An 18032-nucleotide genomic window follows, 5' to 3' on the forward strand; every position below is an offset into this window, starting at 1 on the left:
TCCGGGAGGGAAACGCCGCTCAGCCGAGGCGTGCCGGCTCGCCGAGATAAGGCTGGACATTGTGCTGCATCCGGGCGAGGTAGTCCTCTTTCTCGCCGACCGGGGCCACATAGTGCAGGGCGCTGCAGGCGGCGTCCCAGCCTTCGAGGCGGGCGATCAGCCAGCAGGCGAGGTATTGCGAGGCGAGGCAGCCGCCGGCGGTAGCGATGTTGTCGCGGGCGAAGAAGGGCTGGTTGAGCGTGCGGATGCCGGCTTCCTCGACCCAGGGGCGGGTCGTCAGATCGGTGCAGGCCGGAATGCGCTCGAGCAGGCCCAGCTTCGCAAGCACCAGGGTGCCGGAGCACTGCGCGCCGAGCAGCTGGCGGTGCGGGTCCAGGCGCAGGCGTGCCATCAGGGCGGGGTCGGCGACCACGTCGCGTGTCTGCATGCCGCTGCCGATGATGACGGCATCGGCCGCCGCGGCCTCTTCGAGTGAGGCCTGCGCTTCGAGCACGACGCCATTCATGCTGCGCACCGTCTGCGTCGGGCAGGCCAGCGACACGCGCCAGTCGGGCCGCTTGATGCGCTTGAGGATGCCCAGCGCGATCAGGGAGTCGAGTTCGTTGAAGCCCTCGAAGGTGAGGATGGCAATGTGCATGGCGGCTTCCGGTGCGCGGCGGCGCGGGTTCAGGTGTTCAGCAGTTGATGGCGTGCGGCGTAGTGCGCGATTTCGAGGCTGTTGCGCAGCCCCAGTTTTTCACAGATGCGGGCGCGATAGGTGCTGATGGTGTTGGCCGAGAGCGAGAGCTGGCTGGCGATGTCGCCCACCGTTTGCCCGCTGGCGAGCAGTTGCAGCACCTGGTATTCGCGGTTGGAGAGCGATTCATGCGGTGCGCGGCTGTGGTCACGCCGGATGTCCTGCGTCATCAGCTCGGCGATTTCGGGCGTGACATAGGTGCCACCGCTGGCGGCACGGCTGATGGCGTCCAGCAGGGTGGCGGGCGTGCAGCCCTTGTTGAGGTAGCCGGCCGCGCCCGAGCGGATCGCGCGCAGCGCGAACTGGGATTCGGGGTAGACCGAGAGCATCAGCACCGCCAGGCGCGGGAATTCATTGCGCAGGCTGCCCAGCAGATCGAGGCCGTCGCGCTCGCCCAGGGCGATGTCGAGCAGGGCGACGTCCACCGGCTCGCTGCGCAGGCAGCGCAGGGCGGCGGGGCCGTCGGCCGCTTCATGGATCGTGCCGATGCGAGCGTCCTCGGCGAGGATCTGGCGCAGACCGCGGCGGATGATCATGTGGTCGTCGACCAGCAGGATGCGGATCATGCGAGCGCGCCCGGCAAGGTGACGCACAGCGTGGTGCCGGCGCCGGGCAGGCTTTCGATCGCGAAGCGACCGCCGAGGGCGCGGGCCCGCTCATGCATGCCGAGCAGGCCGAAGCTCACTGGATGCGCCGGCACCTGCATGCCGCAGCCATCGTCCTGCAGCGTGATGGCCAGATCCCGTCCGGTGGCTCGCACGGTGAGCGTGACGAGCTGTGCGCGCGCATGCCGGCTCACATTGGTGAGTGCTTCCTGCACGATGCGGTAGAGCGCGATTTCGGTGTCGCGGCCCAAGCGGGCGTGCTCGATGCCGGGCGGGCAGTCGAACACGCAGCGTGCTCCGTTGCGGCGCTGGAAATCCTTCAGCAGCGCTTCGACTGCTGCCCACAGGCCGAGGTGGTCCAGCACCCCCGGACGCAGGTCATTGAGGATGCGGCGCACCGCATTCATGGCGGTGCCGGCTACCGCCAGCATCTCGTCGATGTGCTCGCGCTGGCCGGGGTCGGGCAGATGCGCACCGAGCCAGTTCATGCCCAGCTGCAGGGCGGTGAGGGAGGAGCCCAGCTCGTCGTGGATGTCGCGTGCGATGCTGCGGCGCTCTTCCTCGCGAATGCGATCGGCATGGGCCGAGAGGCGCTGCAGGGCGACGTTGGAGTGCCGCAGCGCTTCACTGGCGGCTTCGAGTTCGGCGGTTCGGGTGGCAACCCGCAGTTCGAGTTCGTCATGGGCGGCCTGCAGCGCGGCCTCAGTGCGCTTGCGTGCGGAGATGTCTCGAAAGGTGACGACGGCGCCGACCACGCTGTCTCCCTGGCCGTCATCGCGGATCGGGTAGGACGCGTACTCGGCGGCGAAGGCGCTGCCGTCGCGCCGCCACAGCACTTCGTTGTCCACCCGCACGCCACGGCCTTCGCGGAAGGCCTGGAAGATGCGGCAATCCTGCACCGGCATCAGCGCACCGTTGCCGTGCGAGTGATGCATCAGATAGTGCATGTTGCGGCCCAGCACCTCGTCGGGCGAATAGCCCAGCAGCGCTGCACCCGCCTGGTTGATGAAGATGCAGCGGCCGCGCAGGTCGATGCCGTAGATGCCTTCGCCGGCCGACTCGAGCAGCATTTCGAGCTGGTGGCGCCAGGCGTGATGGTGAGACAGCTGATGCAGGTTGGCGAACATGGCGTGCGGAAGTCCTTCCCGTCTGCCAGCACGTTTCGTGCCGTGTGCCTCAGCCGCTGTGGCGGGGGCAGGTGGCCGTGTCGCGCAGGGCGGCAAGGGCCCGCTCGCGCTGCTGCAGGATCTGCGCCGCCACCGCGATGGCAATCGCCTGCGGGGCCTTGTCGCGGATGCCTTCAATGCCGATGGGCGTCTGCATCCGCGCGATCTGCCCGGGCGTGAAGCCGCGCCGGGCGAGTTCCTGGCGGAAGCGGGTGCGCTTCGATTGCGAGCCGATCAGGCCGAACCAGTGGAAGTCGCCGCGGGTGAGGATGGCTTCGCTCAGCGCGAGGTCCAGCGCATGATCGTGCGTGAGCACCACATGACTGCTGCCCGCGGGAGCGCCCATCACCGCTTCGAGCGGATCGGATTCGCCCACGCATTCGACACCGGCCGGCGCATCGGCCAGCAGCTCGGCGCGCGCATCGCACCAGCGCAGCCGGATGGCCAGCGGCGCGAGGATCTGTACCAGTGCGCGACCGACATGCCCGGCGCCATGCACGCTGAGGCAGAAGGTCGGCGGCCGCACGGGTTGCAGCATCTGCCAATCGTGTTCGCTGCCGGCAGCGGGCAGTTGCAGGCGCCCGGGCTGTTCCTCGCCAGACCATTCACAGCACCGCGCGGTTCCGGACAGTCTGCGGGTCGACGGAATGCCATCGGCATTGCTGGCGGCGCGTTGCTGCCAGACGGTGAGATCCTCCGGAAGCAGGGTTTCAAAGGCCAGCCAGACGACTCCGCCGCAGCATTGGCCGAGGCTCGCGGCGAGCGGGAAGTGGCGCAGTGCCGGGGTGAGATGGGCGGTAAGCAGGCGCGCGCGGGCTTCGGCAATCGCCTCCCATTCCAGATGGCCACCGCCGATGGTGTCCTCAACGAAGTCCGGCCCCACCAGCATCGACGCGCCGGCTTCGCGCGGAGCCGAGCCGCGCACGCCGGCCACGGTGACCAGCACCAGCGGCCCCTGCGCGAGGCGCAGCGGAATGGCGGCGAGCCAGTTCATCGCGCCGCTCCGGGGCGGGGCGCGTCAGCTGCTTCAAAGCGCTTCATCGATTCGCATCCCTTCATTCAGTCTGTCCCTGCTACGGCGGTTGAATCCGCCGGCCTGCTTCTGTTGTAGGGCGCTCTGAGCAACGCGAAGCGCGCCGTATCCTGGGCGTGTGGCTGGAGCATTTGCTGCGCGCCTTGCTCAGGGTTTCTACAGAGTGCTTCGCTTCGCTCAGGGCTGCTACGGCGCGCTTCGCTTCGCTCAGGGCTGCTACGGCGCGCTTCGCTTCGCTCAGGGCGCCCTACGGATTTCTCAGAGACCTCCGATCGCCTTCAGCACCGCTTCCGGCGTGGCCGGCGCCTGCAGCGGGGCCGGCGCGCCGAGGGCGGCGGAGCAGGCGTCGCGCAGCGCGAGGAAGACTGCCACGCCATGCACCAGCGGTGGCTCGCCGACGGCCTTGCTGCGGTGGATGCTGTCCTCCGGATTGTCACCCTGCCAGAGCTTCACGTTCATCACCGGCGGGCAATCCGAGGCTGCCGGAATCTTGTAGGTGGAAGGTGCGTGCGTGGTGAGGCGGCCATCCTTGTGGAAGACCAGTTCCTCGCGGGTGAGCCAGCCCATGCCCTGGATGAAGCCGCCCTCCACCTGGCCGATGTCCAGCGCGGGGTTCAGCGAGCGGCCGGCGTCATGCAGGATGTCGGCGCGCAGCACGCGGTATTCGCCGGTCAGCGTGTCGATGGCGACTTCGGCGCAGCAGGCGCCATACGCAAAGTAGAAGAAGGGCCGTCCCTGCAGCGTGCCAGCGTCATAGTGGATTTTCGGCGTGGCGTAGAAGCCGGAATCCCACAGCTGGATGCGTGCCTTGTAGGCCGCCGGCACGATGTCGGCGAAGGCCTCGCGAAAGTCGCCGGCGCTGAGCTGGCCGTCGGCAAAGCTCACCGGCGCGTCGTCTGCCAGACCATGCCGGCTGCGGAAGAAGGCGGCGAGTCGTGTGCAGACCTTGCGGGCGGCGTCCTGCGCGGCCTTGCCGTTGAGGTCGGCGCCGCTGGAGGCTGCGGTGGCCGAGGTGTTGGGGACGCGGCTGGTGTCGGTGGCGAGCAGGCGAACCTTGTCCAGCGGCAGGCCGAACTCGTGCGCCACGATCTGCGCGATCTTGGTGTAGAGGCCCTGACCCATCTCGGTGCCGCCATGGGTCACCAGCACCGTGCCATCGGCATACAGATTGACCTGCGCGCCGGCCTGGTTGAAGAAGGTGGCTGTGAAGGAGATGCCGAACTTCACCGGCGTGAGCGCGAGGCCGCGCTTGATCACCGGGCTCTGCGCATTGAAGGCGGCGATGGCTTCGCGGCGGGCGGCGTAGTCGCAGTCTGCCGCGAGCGCGTCGACCAGTTGCGGCGCGATGTTGTCTTCCACCGGCATGCCGTAGTGGGTGGTGGTGCGTGCCGCTTCACCGGGCAGGCCGTAGAAGTTGGCGCGGCGCACATCCAGCGGATCACGGCCGAGCTGGCGGGCGATGTCGTCGATCACATACTCGATTGCGAAGATGCCCTGCGGGCCACCGAAGCCGCGGAAGGCGGTGTTCGACACGGTGTTGGTGCGGCAACGCAGGCTCCGGATGCTGATGGCATCGAGGAAGTAGGCGTTGTCGAGGTGAAAGATCGCGCGGTCATTGACCGGGCCGGACAGATCCGCCGAGAAGCCGCAGCGCGAAGCCATGCTGATCGCCAGGCCGCAGAGGCGGCCCTCGTCGTCGAAGCCGGCGTCCCACTCGAAGGCGAAATCGTGCCGCTTGCCGGTGATCATCATGTCGTCATCGCGATCGAGCCGCATCTTCACCGCGCGGCCGGTCTTCCACGCGCCGAGTGCGGCCGCGCAGGCGACCTGGGCCGATTGCGATTCCTTGCCGCCGAAGCCCCCGCCCATGCGGCGGCATTCCACGCTGACCTGATGCGAGGCCCAGCCCAGGGTGTGCGCCACCGCATGCTGCATTTCGGTGGGGTGCTGGGTGGAGCAGTGCACATGCAGGCTGCGGTCTTCGCGCGGCACGGCCAGCGAGACCTGGCTTTCGAGATAGAAGTGCTCCTGCCCGCCCAGCTCCGCCCGGCCCTGCAGGCGGTGCGGCGCGGCGGCGAGTGCGGCGGCGGCGTCTCCGCGCGACACGCTGACCGGCGGCAGCACCCATGAGCTGGCGGCCACCGCGGCGGGGATGTCGAGAATGGCGGGCAGCGCTTCGTATTCGATCTTCGCGCGGCGGGCGGCGCGGCGGGCGGCGTCATGACTCGTCGCGATGACCAGGAACACCGGCTGACCGCGGAAATGCACCAGGCCGCTGGCGAGGATCGGGTCGTCGTGCAGCGGCGAGGGGCCGCAATCATTGAGGCCGGGAATGTCTTCGGCGGTGAGGACTTCGACCACGCCGGGCGAGGCAGCGACCTCGGTGAGATCGATCGAGAGGATGCGGCCGTGGGTGCAGGTCGAGAGACCGAAGGCGGCATGCAGGCAGCCGCTCGGCTCGATCATGTCATCGACATAGGTGGCGCGGCCGCTCACATGAAGCGGCGCGCTTTCATGGCGGTGGGATTTGCCGACGGTCGCACTCATGCCGTCACCTCCTCGAGGCGCAGCAGGCCGGGCTGGCTGAGTTCCAGCCAGAGCCGGCGCAGCAGGTTGCGCGCGATCTGGCGACGATAGGCGGCCGAGGCGCGCATGTCGTCGATGGGCTGGAAGTCTTCATCCAGCGCGGCCATGGCGGCTTCCACCGTGCGCAGATCGAAGCTGTGGCCGAGCAGGGCGGCTTCGGCCCGATGCGCGCGCGCCGGCGTGGCGGCCATGCCGCCGAAGGCAATGCGCACCCGGCGCACGCTGCCGGCTTCGAGCTCCAGCGAAAACGCGGCGCAGACGGCCGAGATGTCCTGGTCGACGCGCTTGCTGACTTTCCAGGTGCGGAAGCGGCGCGCCGGCGTGGCGCGCGGCACGCGAAGCGCACGGACGAATTCGCCGGCCTCGAGGGCGTTTTTCTGATAGCCGAGATAGAAATCCTCGAGTGCCAGGTCGCGCACGCGCTCGCCTTTCTGCAGGACGATGCGGGTGCCCAGCGCGATGAGCCCCGGCATCGAGTCGCCGATCGGCGAGCCGTTGGCCACGTTGCCGCCCAGGGTGCCGGCGTTGCGCACCGGGGTGGAGGCGAAGGCGCGGGCGAGCTCGCGCCACTGCGGCTCGTCCTGTTCGAGGCGGGCAAAGGCGTCATTGAGATTCACCGCCGCACCGATCACGAGCCCGTCCGCGTCCACTTCGGTGCGGGCAAGTTCGCTCACCGCGCCGATGTAGAGGATGTCGCCCAGCTCGCGCAGCTGCTTGGTGACCCACAGGCCGATGTCGGTGCCGCCGGCAAGGATGCGTGCCTGCGGGAATTGCTCGCGCAGACGGGCGAATTCGGCGAGGCTGCGCGGCGCGAAGAAGCGGCCGCCGGGCGCGCTGTAATCCAGCGAGGGAGACGCGGCGAGTTCCTGCAGCGCGGCGCGCACCGGCGCGCGGTCGATGCGCTGCAGCGGGTAGTCACGACAACGTTTGGCTGCGTCGAGAATGGGGCGATAGCCAGTACAGCGACACAGATTGCCCGAGAGCACCTGCTGCGCCTCGGTGGCGGTGGGCACGCGATCACGCTCTTCATAGTCGGCCCACAGGCTCATCGCGAAGCCGGGGGTGCAGAAGCCGCACTGCGAGCCATGCAGCTCGACCAGGGCCTGCTGCACCGGATGCAGCACTTCGCCGCGGGCGAGGTCTTCCACCGTGAACAGGGCCTTGCCGTCCAGCGTGGGCAGCAGGGCGATGCAGCTGTTGATGGCGGCCAGGCGCAGCCCGCCGCTGCCGGCTTCGTCCAGCGTGGCGACCACGACGGTGCAGGCGCCGCAGTCACCTTCGCCGCAGCCTTCCTTGGTGCCGGTTGCGCCGCGCGTCTCGCGCAGCCATTGCAGCACCGTGCGGGTGGCGGGTTCGCCGGTCAGGCTCACCAGCTGTCCCTGGTACCAGAAGCGGATGTCTGTTCTTGTCATGAAACTCTCCAGGCGGGGACTCAAAGCTAGCACGCCACATGCCCGTGCCCATCCCTGCCGGCTGATGATGTTCATCGTATGCAAGAACTGGACAAGCTGCCGGAAAGCTGCACAAGGCCCGATCGCCCCCGGCATGCCCGATAACGGTGCCGGACTGCGCTTATATGACTCATAAGGAGCGGCCGATGGGCACCGCAGGGCTTCGGGGCTAGAGTCCTGACCAGCTGCACTCCTGCCCCGATCCTCACGGGGCGGCCCTCACGCATCCCATCTCTCCAGGAGAATCGCAATGACAGGTATGTCCCGGATCTTCCGCTCACTCGGCATGGCCGCCGTTCTGGCCGCCTGCTTCGGTGCCACCCAGGCCGCCGAGCCGCTGAAGGCCGCTTTCGTCTATATCGGCCCGACCGGTGACCATGGCTGGACCTACTCCCATGACGAAGCCCGCAAGGCCGTTGAAGCCGAATCCAAGGGCGGCGTGAAGACGACCTTCGTCGAGAACGTGCCGGAAACCGCCGACGCCGAGCGCGTGATCCGCGACCTCGCCACCAAGGGCAACAAGGTGATCTTCGCGACGTCCTTCGGCTACATGAACTCGATGGAGAAGGTCGCCCGCCAGTTCCCGAAGACCGTGTTCATGCACGCGACCGGCTACAAGACCGCCAAGAACCTGGGCGTGTACGACGTGCGCACCTATGAAGGGGCCTACATGCTGGGCGTGGTGGCCGGCAAGATGAGCAAGACCGGCAAGCTGGGCGTGGTCGGCTCGATCGCGATTCCGGAGGTGATCCGCAACATCGACGCCTTCACCATCGGCGCCCGCAGCGTGAATCCCAAGGCCACCACCAGCGTGATCTGGGTGAATGGCTGGTTCGATCCGGGCAAGGAGCGCGAGGCCGCGCTGGCCCTGATCTCGCAAGGGGCGGATGTGCTGATGCAGAACACCGACTCGCCCGCCGTGGTGCAGACCGCCCAGGAAAAAGGCGTGTTCGCTTTCGGCTGGGATTCCGACATGTCCAAGTTCGGCGCCAAGGCCCAGCTGGCCGCGTCCGTGCTGAACTGGAAGGTGATCTACAACGAGGAAATCGCCAAGGTTCAGAAAGGCACCTGGAAGAGCGGCGACATCTGGTATGGCGTGAAGGAAGGCGCGATCAACATCGACGCATTCGGCGCCTCGCTGCCGGCTGATGTGAAGAAGCTCGCCGAAGAGCGTCGTGACGCGATCAAGGCCGGCACCCTGCACCCCTTCACCGGCCCGATCAAGGACAACACCGGCAAGGAAATCGTGGCTGCCGGCAAGACCATGAGTGATGCCGACCTGAAGAAGATGAGCGTGTACGTCGAAGGCGTGGAAGGCACCGTGCCGAAATAAGCGGCGGCCCCGGCTCATGTGGTAAAAGATTCGGGGCGCCAGGCGCCCCGAATTCATCTGGAGAACACCATGACCCCCCTGCAAAGAGCCCTCTCCGCACCGAAGGCCGAGCTCCACATCCACATCGAAGGCAGCCTCGAGCCCGAGCTGGCCTTCGCGCTGGCCGCCCGCAACGGCATCCAGCTGCCTTACGACAGCGTCGACGCGCTGCGTGCTGCCTACGATTTCTCCGATCTCCAGAGCTTCCTCGACCTCTACTACGCCTGCGCTGACGTGCTGCGCAGCGAGGCCGACTTCGCCGACCTGATGTACGCCTACCTGCTGCGGGCGCGTGAAGACAATGTCATTCACGCAGAGATCTTCTTCGATCCGCAGACCCATACCGCCCGCGGCATCGCCTTCGAGACCGTGCTGCGCGGGCTGGAAGCCGGCGCCGAACGGGCGCGGGCCGAATGGGGCATGAGCACGAGGCTGATCCTGTGCTTCCTGCGCCACCTCTCCGAAGCCGAGGCCGAGGCCACGCTGGAGGAAGCACTCCCCTTCATCGACCGCATCCACGGTTTCGGGCTCGACTCCTCCGAAAAAGGCCATCCGCCCTCGAAGTTCGAGCGCGTGTTCGCGCGCTGTCGTGCGCTGGGCAAGCCGGTGGTGGCCCATGCCGGCGAGGAAGGCCCGCCCGCCTATGTGTATGAAGCGCTCGATCTGCTCAAGGTCGATCGCATCGACCATGGCGTGCGTGCGTCCGAAGATCCGGCACTGATGGCGCGGCTCGCGCGCGAGCAGGTGCCGCTGACCGTGTGCCCGCTCTCCAATGTGCGCCTGTGCGTGTTCCCGGAAATGCGCCAGCACACCCTGCCGGCGCTGCTCGGCCAAGGCCTGGCGGCGATGATCAACAGCGATGATCCGGCCTACTTCGGTGGTTACCTCGGCAACAACATCCGCGCGCTGCAGACGGCCTTCGATTTCGATGACGCGACCTGGAAGACCCTGTTTGCCAACAGCCTGAAGGCGAGCTTCGTGGACGACGCGACGCGCACGGCTTGGCTCGCGCAGCTCGACGCGCATTACGCCTGAGCGCGCGGTGCGCCGCGCCGCGTTCCCCCCGCCGGCAAGGACATGTGCCTCCGTCCGGCGCGGCGGGCGGTGCCGGCAGCGGCGGCCGGCTATGCTGCAGGAAGCCAGACCGCTTTCCCGCCGGCCGTTCCGCCGGTGCCGCATCTTCATGAAAGGCCTTGCCATGCTCGAACTCCGGCCCTCCTGTGAATGCTGTGATGCCGATCTGCCGGGCGACTCGCCCGATGCACGCATCTGCTCCTTCGAGTGCACCTTCTGCGCGCGCTGTGCCGAAACCCGGCTCCAGAGCGTGTGCCCGAACTGCGGGGGCGAGCTCTTGCCGCGCCCGCGCCGTCCTGCCGCAAAGCTTGCCGCAAATCCGGCGTCCACAGAACGCATCTACCGGCCAGCGGGCTGTGCCGGGCAGGCGGCAGACGCCTGGCCGGTGAGCTGAGGAGCGACCTTCATGCATGAGTACTGCGCCGAAATCAGCTGGGCCCGCGGCGAGGCCGACTTTCTCGACAACGGCTACAGCCGCCGTCACCGCATCCGTTTCGATGGCGGCGTCGAGATCGACGGATCGTCTTCGCCTTCCATCGTGCCCCTGCCGCTCTCGGCCGAGGATGCAGTCGATCCGGAGGAAGCCTTCGTGGCCTCGCTGGCGAGCTGCCACATGCTCTGGTTCCTCTCGATCGCCGCGGCGCGCGGCTTCCGGGTGGAGGACTACCGTGACGCGGCGGTCGGGCTGCTGGGGCGCAATGCGCGCGGCAGGCTCGCGATGACCGAAGTGACGCTGAGACCCCGGGTGCGTTTCTCGGGCGAACGTCTGCCTGACCGCGAGGCCGTGCTGAGCATGCATCACGCCGCGCATGAAGAATGCTTCATTGCCAGCTCGGTGCTGACCGAGGTGCGCTGCGAACCGGTCTTCGCGGACTGAGTGTGCCGCATCCGGCAGACGGGAACAGGGGGGAGGCAGGCATGGGCAAGACCCGGCTGGAGGCGTTTTTCGACGGTGTGGCCGCCATCATCATCACCATCATGGTGCTCGAGATGAAGGTGCCGCACGGTGTGGCCTTCAGCGCGCTGCAGCCGCTGCTGCCGGTGCTGCTGAGCTATCTGCTGAGCTTCATCTACGTCGGCATCTACTGGAACAACCATCACCACATGCTGCATACCTGCAAGGAGGTGAATGGCGTCATCCTGTGGGCGAACCTGCATCTGCTCTTCTGGCTCTCGCTGATCCCCTTCACCACCGGCTGGATGGGCGAGAACCAGTTCGCGGCCGCACCGGCTGCGGCCTATGGTTTCGTGCTGCTGATGGCCGCACTGGCCTACGCCATCCTCCAGCGCAGCATCATTGCATCGCAGGGTGAGGACTCCGTTCTCAAGCGCGCGGTGGGGGCGGACTGGAAAGGCCGCGCCTCGCCGCTGCTCTATCTCACCGGCATCGTGCTGTCCTTCTATTCGCAGTGGCTGGCGATGGCCGTGTATATCCTCGTGGCCCTGATGTGGCTGCTGCCTGACCGCCGCATCGAGCGGATGTTCGAGCGCCGGAAAGGCTGAGTGCTCCGGAGCGCCGAACCTGTGCAGGATGCCGCTTCCGCCGGAATGCTTTTGGCATGCATGGACGGATCCGTCCGGCAGACTTTGCCCGCGGTCGGCAGCGACAGGGCGGGATGTCGGGCAGCGTCGTCGCGCACGGGTATGCTTCCTGCCGGGCGGCGAGGCGCCGGGTTTTACAGGCAGGACGTTTCCGACAGGTCACGACGTTCGTCAGTGGCCGGACGCGTGCCGCGTTCAGCGACGCGTCGCGGGTGAATGACGACATCAGGGGGAGGGCAGGACGCATGTTCGATCATGTCGTGTTCGGCGTCAGCGACTACGCCGCGGCGCGGGACTTCTTCATCGCGGCGCTAGCGCCGCTCGGGGTGGCGGTCGTCTCGGAGGGCGCGCTGGGCGTGGAATTGTGCCGGCCGGGCGCGGTGTCTTCGCTGTGCCTGCGCAAGGGCGGTGAGCGCACGCCGCCGCTGCATCTGGCCTTCACCGCCGCGAGCCGCGCCGAGGTCGATGCCTTCCATCGCGCCGCGCTGGCTGCAGGCGGCACCAATCACGGCGCGCCGGGGCTGCGACCGCAATACCATGCGCACTACTATGCGGCCTTCGTCATCGGGCCGGACGGTCACAACATCGAGGCGGTCTGCCATACGCCCGGTGCCTGAGTGCCGCGCAGGAAGGCATGCGGGCCGCGAGGGCCTGTGTCAGCATGAGCGCTTGCCGGACGCGTTCCGTACACCGACCCGGATACCTGTCCGGATTTCCATCCGCCCGCGGGAGCCCAGATCATGATCACGACCATCACCCGTTTTGCCCTGCCTCACCGTTTCACGCATGAAGAAGCGAAGCAGGCCTTTCTCGCCTCGGCGCCGAAGTTCCGCGAAACGCCCGGACTGCTGCGCAAGTTCTACCTGCTCTCCGAAGACGGGCTCTACGGCGGCGGCGTGTATCTGTGGCAGACCCGCGACGCCGCGGAGCGTGTCTTCACCCCGGCCTGGCATGCCTTCATCCGCGAGAAGTACGGCTCCGAGGCCACGGTGAGCTGGTTCGATACGCCGGTGGTGCTGGACAACCTGGTGGGTGAAACGCTGAGCTATGAATGAGGGCGTGCCGATGATCCGCATCGCATCCTTTGAGCCTCGGCATGCCGCGGCGGTGGTCGCGCTGATCCTGCCCATCCAGCAGCAGGAATTCGGCCTGCCGATCACGCTGCAGGATCAGCCGGACCTGCTCTCGATCCCGGACTTCTACCAGCGCGGCAGCGGTGGTTTCTGGGTCGCGCTGGAGGCGGAGCAGGTGGTGGGCAGCATCGCGCTGATCGACATCGGTGCGCGGCGGGGCGTGATCCGCAAGATGTTCGTGGCGGCGTCTCACCGGGGGCGTGCGCGCGGCGTGGCGCAAGGGCTGCTCGGGGCACTGCTCGGGCATGCGCGCGAGGCCGGGCTTGCCGAGCTGATGCTGGGCACCACCGAGCGCTATCTGGCGGCTCACCGTTTCTATGAGCGCAACGGCTTCGAGCGGATCGATGAGGCCGCCTTGCCGGCCGACTTTCCGCGCATGCAGGTCGATTCGCGCTTCTACCGGCTGACGCTGACGGGCCGGCGCTGAGCTCATGTCCATTCATGAAGAATGGTTATTGGCCACAGGGCATGCCTGCCGGCATGACGAATGCTTGTTCTCGGGCAGTGCTGTTTTGTCTGCATGTGCATGACCGGCCTGCCGGCCGTCCGTGTTCCCTTCCGGAGAAGGGTCGGGCCGGCGTGAGCTGAATCGGGCTGCCTTCCTCGCGGAGCGTGGCCTGCACCGGACGACACGCCACCGGCGCCCTCCCCAGCCGTTGTACCAATCAGGTGTGTTCTGCGCCTGAAGGGATGTGCGCCGCCCATCCCGTGTTTCCCTTCGACTCGTTCCGGGTGTCGCTCATCGAGGCTTTGCGCCGGCGAGCATGCCCGTTCCGGGGTCATTCCCGTGCTGAAACGCACCAGTCCCGTGCGGCCCGGGCCGCACGGGCCCGGACTGTCTGCATGGGGGCGCCGCCGGCGTCGATGGAGACCGTCCGTGCCTTGCGCATGGAGTGGAAACATGAAGTCAAATCGTCATCATCCGGTGATCCGGGTTCTGCACTGGGCCGTCGCGCTCATGGTCATTGCCGCGCTGGCAATGAGTACCTTCGTCATGGCGAAGATTCCGGATCAGGATCCGGAAAAGCTCGCGGCCTCGCTGCGCCACATGAGTGTCGGTCTGCTGATCTGCCTCGGCACCCTGGCGCGTCTCGTCTGGCGCCGCCGCACCCGGCGTCTGCCGGCACTGTCTTCCGGCATGGTCTGGGCCGACCGGCTCGCCGCTGTAGTGCACCGCTCGCTGGATGTGCTGGTGCTGAGCATGGTGGTGAGCGGGGGGCTGATGGCCGCCCTGAGCGGCCTGCCGCGCATTGCACTGGAAGGCGGCGCCTTTCCCGCAGCACTGGGCAGCATGACGGCTCACACCGTGCATGTCGTCGTGGCTGCCGTGCTGGCCGCCGTCCTGATGCTGCACATCGGCGGCGCCCTGTTTCACCAGTTCATCCTGCGTGACGGCCTGCTCTCGCGCATGCTTTTCGATCCGCGGGTCGTGCTGAGGCGTCTGGTGGCCTTCGCCTCGCCCGGCGTGCAGGAGCGTGACGCCTGATTGAGCCGCCGCCGCTCAGAAGCTCACCCGCAACTGGGCGGCCAGCGTGGCCGGCGTTTTCGATTCGCTCGGAATGAACATCATCGCCAGCTCGGCATGCGGCACCGCCACGATCAGCTCGGGCAGCGCCATCAGATGGATGCCGTGTGTGACATTGGCATGCAGGTGCAGTCCGCCGCGGTAGCCCGAAATGCCGCCGAGGATGGTGCCGATGCGCAGCTGCAGCGAGTCGCCGCCGGCCATGCGCCACTGGTATTCCCGGCCCGCATAGGTCGAGTAGCGGCGGTAGCTGTTGTAGTAGGCACCGGCGGTCCAGCCCTCGGGGCTGCGCAGGCCAAGCCCCTCGTTGCGCTCGTTCAGATGCGCCTGCCTGTCGAGGTGGTGCGAGCGGAAGCCGCTGGCGACTGTCCAGCCTTCATGCACGCGGCGTGCGGCGAGCCTGTCCGAAAGACCGGAGAAGAAGCCTTCGTCGGCGTGGGCGCTGGAGGTGATCGAAAGGCCGGCGAGGGCCAGCGTGGCAAACAGCAGAGCGGTGCGGATCATGACGGATTTTTTCCCTGAGGATGCCGGCAGGCATCGTGACCACCCCACGGCTGCGGGTCATGACAGGAGGCGTAGCCGGAGGCCCGTCATGACGTCCGGCAGGAGGAGGGTGGAGCTTCCGCCGGCGCTTCATTCCGTCCGGCGATTCATGCCGTCGGAATGTGCAGGGGAAGTCTGGCTTTCAGGCAGGTTTGCCGAATCCGGGGAATGGTGTCGAAACGCAACGCAGCCGCCGCAATAGCATGAGGCGGCGCCGGGTAATGCCCGTGGCATGTGCCGGGCCGGGCGGTGAGGTGTTTCGGAGGTGGGCTGTGTCAGTCTGTGTCGAGGCCTTGTCAGGGCGCGGTGGCCGCTCACTGCGGCGGGTTCTCCGGGCGGGCGCCCAGTTCCCATTCAAACCAGTCTTCGCCAAAAAGCTCGACCGGGTGCGGCGTGCGCTCCGAGCCGTTGCCGCAGCTCATGGCCTTGGCGGAGCAGTAGTTCTGGCAGCCCCAGCAGATGCGTTCCGGATGGGCGGGGTGCAGCGGAATCTTCTTGGCCATGGTGTGTTCTCCGGGTCTTCGATCAAGCCATTGTCATCGGGGGGCGGTGCGCGCCTGCGTGCAATGCATGTTCCTGTGGCCGGCAGCCCCTTCCGCGTTCTTGCCGGGAAGGGGCTGCGGCGTCTCGGGTCATGGTTCTGTCAGGCGACATGCAGACTCAATCGTTGCGGAGGATGCTGCGGCTCACCAGCTTGCCGCTGGCATCGTTGATATCCACATAGGCCTTGGCTTGCGAGTCGTTCTTCAGGTCATAGACCAGCGAGTGCGTGCCGTTGGCCCAGCGCGGGGAGGCGCTCGGCTTGCCCAGCAGGGCGATGACCTGTTGCTCGCTCATGCCTGCGCTGGCGGCGTTGAGCTGTTCGCTGGAGACGGCAGCCTGGGCGCCGGAGGCGAGCAGGGCGGCTGCGGAAATGGCGGCGATGTGTGCGAAGTTTTTCATGATGCTTTCCTTGTTCATTCAGGGGGAGGTCCCGTCAGTCACTGTCTTTGCTGCCTTGTTGCCGTGTCTGATCGGGATGAGTTCATGGTACGGAGCCTGATAGAATCGATCCAACGGATGTTTTGTATGTCTAATCATTCATGTCATGAATTTAAGGTCGGTCGATCTCAACCTGCTGACGGTGCTGGAAGCCCTGCTCGACGAAGCGCATGTCACCCGCGCGGCAGAGCGACTGGGCATGTCGCAGCCCGCGGTGTCGAACGCGCTGGAGCGCTGTCGCAGGCTCTTTGATGACCCCCTGCTGGTCCGCGGGCCCGGCCGCATGCGGCTGACGGCGCGCGCCGAGCAGTTGCGGGGGCCTTTGCGCAAGGTGCTGGCCGAGGTGGCCGGGATGGTCTCGCTGAGCCCGCCCGCCTTGGCCGAGCTGCAGCAGACGGTGCGTATCGTGATGCCGGATTTTCCGGCCAACCTGATCGTCAGCGATCTCTATCAGGCCCTGCAGCGGACGGCGCCCGGCCTGCGCCTGGTGATCTATCCCTGGACCGGCACGCAGGATGCGCTCGATACGCTGGCACGCGGGCAGGTGGAAGTCGTGGTGGCGGTCGTGCCGGCGCTGGGCGCCTCGCTGCGCAAGCAGGCCTTGCGGGAGACGCGTCATGCGGTGGTGATGCGCCGCGACCATCCTGCGGCCCGGCATTTCGATCTGGAAAGCTTTCTCGCCCATCCGCATGTGCAGGTGTCCGGAAACGGTGATTCGGACGGCGCGGTCGATCAGGCACTGGCGAGGCAGGGGCGCAGTCGGCGCGTCGGCGTCGTCGTGCCGACCTTCCAGATGGTGCCTTCGCTGGTCGCGAAGTCAGACCTGATTGCGGTGCTGCCGGAGCGCTGCGTGCCGGAGGGCGACCCGGACCTCGTCGTCTTCGAGCCGCCCCTGCCGGTGGAGACCGACCCGATCTCGCTGGTCTGGCACAGTCGTCACGACAAGGATGCAGGCGTGCAGCATGTCATCGGGATACTGGGCGACGCCATCATTCTGCGGCCGACCCCGAAGTTCGTGCCCCGGTGGTGATCGAGGCACCGGCACGGCAGCAAGCGGCAGGTGCCCGATGCTTTCGCTGCGCGTCCGTGTGTGGTGGACAAAAAAAGGCCGCGCAGCGCGCGGCCCAATCCATCGTTGCCTTGCAGAAGACGATTACAGATGCCACTCGGCTTTCAGCATCGGGGTATGGGTGTTGGAGCCATCCGCGCCGAACTTGTTCTTGACGTATTCGTAGCCCACGCCAGCCAGGAAGGTGTCGCCCTTGCCGGTGGCCAGCTTGCCCACGTCCACCATCAGGAAAGCGTTGATCCAGGTTTCGGCCTTGGTTTCGGCGCCGAAGCCATCCTTGCCCTTGGAGCCGGTGTAGGTGCCCCAGCCGTTGAACTTGAGCGGCACGGGGCCGGCATCGAAGCCGACACCCCAGGAGCCGCCGACACGCCAGGTCAGGTCGAAATCAACCGCCTTGCCGACGATGCCGTTGTGGTTCTTTTCCTTGTAGCTCTGGAAGTCCAGATCCGCCCAGCCCCAGGAGCCGCCGAACTTGACGGTCGGGCCGAGGATCAGCTTCTGCACGCGGGAAGCGAAGGCGTCGTCCTTGGAGTTCAGGTCGACACGGGTGGTCCAGGCGAAATCGCTGATCGGGCCCAGCGCGATCTTGTTGCCGGTGAGCTTGCTGTAGTGCAGCTGGTTGGCGAAGATGCCATACAGTTCCTGAGCGCCGCCGCCGCCATTGTTGGCCGGGTCGTTCTTGTCGGACTTGAGCATGTCGACGGTGAAGAAGTTGCTGCCGTACTTGAAGCCGCTGACATGGGTGAAGGTCAGGATGTTCTTCTTCACGTCCTTGTCATTGCCCGGCTCATGGAAGCCCGTGCCATAGCGATAGCTGACGGAGTTGTCGCTCCAGTCGGCCGCCGAAGCGCTGGCGGCGGAAAAGGCAAGCATGACGGCACAGGTCATGAGGGACAGCGGGGCTTTCATCAAGGGTTCTCCTGGTCGATTGAAGAGTCTGCCTGCAAGCAGCGCCCGGGAATGGCGCGGCAGGCGATGGGTTCATCCTAGGGGATGCGCGCAGCCTTGCGACGCATGGGGGTCATACGGAAATCCGCATGAGCGAGCAGGGTGCGAAGCCCTGTTCGCACTGCCCCAAAGCGGTGTCCGGGCCGGATTTTCATCACCTTGATTTGAAAGGACAAAACCGGCTCGGGATGCTGTATGACTACAGCATGGATCCTGAAAGGGGCAGGCGGGGCGCGATTGTATACGGATTCAGACAGCCTGCTTATAT

General features: G+C 66.8%; 20 protein-coding genes. 10 read left to right on the top strand and 10 right to left on the bottom strand.

Annotation, left to right across the window (positions count from 1 at the left end; genetic code table 11):
• Nucleotides 1-19: 19 nt before the first annotated feature.
• The 6 genes from ABDB87_RS14905 to xdhA form a co-directional block, all read right to left on the bottom strand.
• The gene (locus ABDB87_RS14905; RefSeq protein WP_345928455.1) at nt 20-637 is read right to left on the bottom strand and encodes a DJ-1/PfpI family protein; all 618 of its coding nucleotides are present in this window, start codon (nt 635-637) and stop codon (nt 20-22) included.
• Between the two features lie 29 nt (nt 638-666).
• Nucleotides 667-1302: a response regulator gene (locus tag ABDB87_RS14910; protein ID WP_345928457.1), complete on the bottom strand. Its 636-nt coding sequence runs from the start codon at nt 1300-1302 to the stop codon at nt 667-669.
• Nucleotides 1299-2468: a PAS domain-containing sensor histidine kinase gene (locus tag ABDB87_RS14915; RefSeq protein ID WP_345928459.1), complete on the bottom strand. Its 1170-nt coding sequence runs from the start codon at nt 2466-2468 to the stop codon at nt 1299-1301. The genes ABDB87_RS14910 and ABDB87_RS14915 overlap by 4 nt, the downstream gene beginning before the upstream one ends.
• A gap of 49 nt (nt 2469-2517) precedes the next feature.
• A complete protein-coding gene (xdhC, locus tag ABDB87_RS14920; RefSeq protein ID WP_345928461.1) occupies nt 2518-3501 on the bottom strand; it encodes a xanthine dehydrogenase accessory protein XdhC in 984 nt (327 codons plus the stop codon).
• Nucleotides 3502-3798: 297 nt separating this feature from the next.
• Complete coding sequence (gene xdhB, locus ABDB87_RS14925; RefSeq protein WP_345928464.1) at nt 3799-6087, bottom strand: xanthine dehydrogenase molybdopterin binding subunit; 2289 nt, start codon at nt 6085-6087, stop codon at nt 3799-3801.
• A complete protein-coding gene (xdhA, locus tag ABDB87_RS14930; RefSeq protein WP_345928466.1) occupies nt 6084-7538 on the bottom strand; it encodes a xanthine dehydrogenase small subunit in 1455 nt (484 codons plus the stop codon). Before xdhA ends, xdhB begins: the two co-directional genes overlap by 4 nt.
• Nucleotides 7539-7827: 289 nt before the next feature.
• On the opposite strand from xdhA, the gene ABDB87_RS14935 reads away from it, so the two are divergent.
• The 9 genes from ABDB87_RS14935 to ABDB87_RS14975 all read left to right on the top strand — a co-directional run bounded on the left by ABDB87_RS14935 (nt 7828) and on the right by ABDB87_RS14975 (nt 14184).
• A complete protein-coding gene (locus ABDB87_RS14935) occupies nt 7828-8910 on the top strand; it encodes a BMP family ABC transporter substrate-binding protein (RefSeq protein WP_345928467.1) in 1083 nt (360 codons plus the stop codon).
• Nucleotides 8911-8979: 69 nt separating this feature from the next.
• The gene (locus tag ABDB87_RS14940; protein ID WP_345928469.1) at nt 8980-9984 is read left to right on the top strand and encodes an adenosine deaminase; all 1005 of its coding nucleotides are present in this window, start codon (nt 8980-8982) and stop codon (nt 9982-9984) included.
• Between the two features lie 148 nt (nt 9985-10132).
• A complete protein-coding gene (locus ABDB87_RS14945; protein ID WP_345928471.1) occupies nt 10133-10417 on the top strand; it encodes a DUF1272 domain-containing protein in 285 nt (94 codons plus the stop codon).
• Between the two features lie 12 nt (nt 10418-10429).
• On the top strand, nt 10430-10900 hold the full coding sequence (locus ABDB87_RS14950) for an OsmC family protein (protein WP_345928473.1): 471 nt from the start codon (nt 10430-10432) through the stop codon (nt 10898-10900).
• A 41-nt stretch (nt 10901-10941) separates the two neighbouring features.
• Nucleotides 10942-11526, top strand: coding sequence for a TMEM175 family protein (locus tag ABDB87_RS14955; RefSeq protein ID WP_345928475.1), 585 nt, complete (start codon nt 10942-10944; stop codon nt 11524-11526).
• 284 nt (nt 11527-11810) lie between these two features.
• Entirely contained in the window at nt 11811-12182 is a 372-nt protein-coding gene (locus ABDB87_RS14960) for a VOC family protein (protein ID WP_345928477.1), read from the top strand.
• A 123-nt stretch (nt 12183-12305) separates the two neighbouring features.
• Nucleotides 12306-12620 carry a YdhR family protein gene (locus ABDB87_RS14965; protein WP_345928479.1) on the top strand — a complete coding sequence of 105 codons (315 nt, stop codon included), beginning with the start codon at nt 12306-12308 and terminating at the stop codon, nt 12618-12620.
• 10 nt (nt 12621-12630) lie between these two features.
• Entirely contained in the window at nt 12631-13125 is a 495-nt protein-coding gene (locus ABDB87_RS14970) for a GNAT family N-acetyltransferase (protein ID WP_345928481.1), read from the top strand.
• A gap of 474 nt (nt 13126-13599) precedes the next feature.
• On the top strand, nt 13600-14184 hold the full coding sequence (locus ABDB87_RS14975; protein ID WP_345928483.1) for a cytochrome b: 585 nt from the start codon (nt 13600-13602) through the stop codon (nt 14182-14184).
• 15 nt (nt 14185-14199) lie between these two features.
• Here ABDB87_RS14975 and ABDB87_RS14980 read toward each other — a convergent pair whose 3' ends face one another.
• The 3 genes from ABDB87_RS14980 to bamE form a co-directional block, all read right to left on the bottom strand.
• The gene (locus ABDB87_RS14980; protein ID WP_345928485.1) at nt 14200-14727 is read right to left on the bottom strand and encodes a hypothetical protein; all 528 of its coding nucleotides are present in this window, start codon (nt 14725-14727) and stop codon (nt 14200-14202) included.
• A 353-nt stretch (nt 14728-15080) separates the two neighbouring features.
• A complete protein-coding gene (locus ABDB87_RS14985) occupies nt 15081-15269 on the bottom strand; it encodes a DUF3079 domain-containing protein (protein WP_345928487.1) in 189 nt (62 codons plus the stop codon).
• A 157-nt stretch (nt 15270-15426) separates the two neighbouring features.
• Nucleotides 15427-15708 (bottom strand): outer membrane protein assembly factor BamE domain-containing protein, encoded by a 282-nt coding sequence (gene bamE, locus ABDB87_RS14990; RefSeq protein WP_345928489.1) that lies wholly within the window; start codon nt 15706-15708, stop codon nt 15427-15429.
• 145 nt (nt 15709-15853) lie between these two features.
• On the opposite strand from bamE, the gene ABDB87_RS14995 reads away from it, so the two are divergent.
• Nucleotides 15854-16777, top strand: coding sequence for a LysR family transcriptional regulator (locus ABDB87_RS14995; RefSeq protein WP_345928491.1), 924 nt, complete (start codon nt 15854-15856; stop codon nt 16775-16777).
• Nucleotides 16778-16900: 123 nt separating this feature from the next.
• Here the strand turns inward: ABDB87_RS14995 and ABDB87_RS15000 are convergent, their stop codons facing one another.
• Nucleotides 16901-17725, bottom strand: a complete 825-nt coding sequence (locus ABDB87_RS15000) for a hypothetical protein (protein WP_345928493.1) — start codon at nt 17723-17725, stop codon at nt 16901-16903.
• Nucleotides 17726-18032 lie beyond the last annotated feature (307 nt).

The sequence above is a fragment of the Uliginosibacterium paludis genome, from assembly GCF_039631355.1.
GTDB classification, from domain to species: Bacteria; Pseudomonadota; Gammaproteobacteria; order Burkholderiales; family Rhodocyclaceae; genus Uliginosibacterium; species Uliginosibacterium paludis.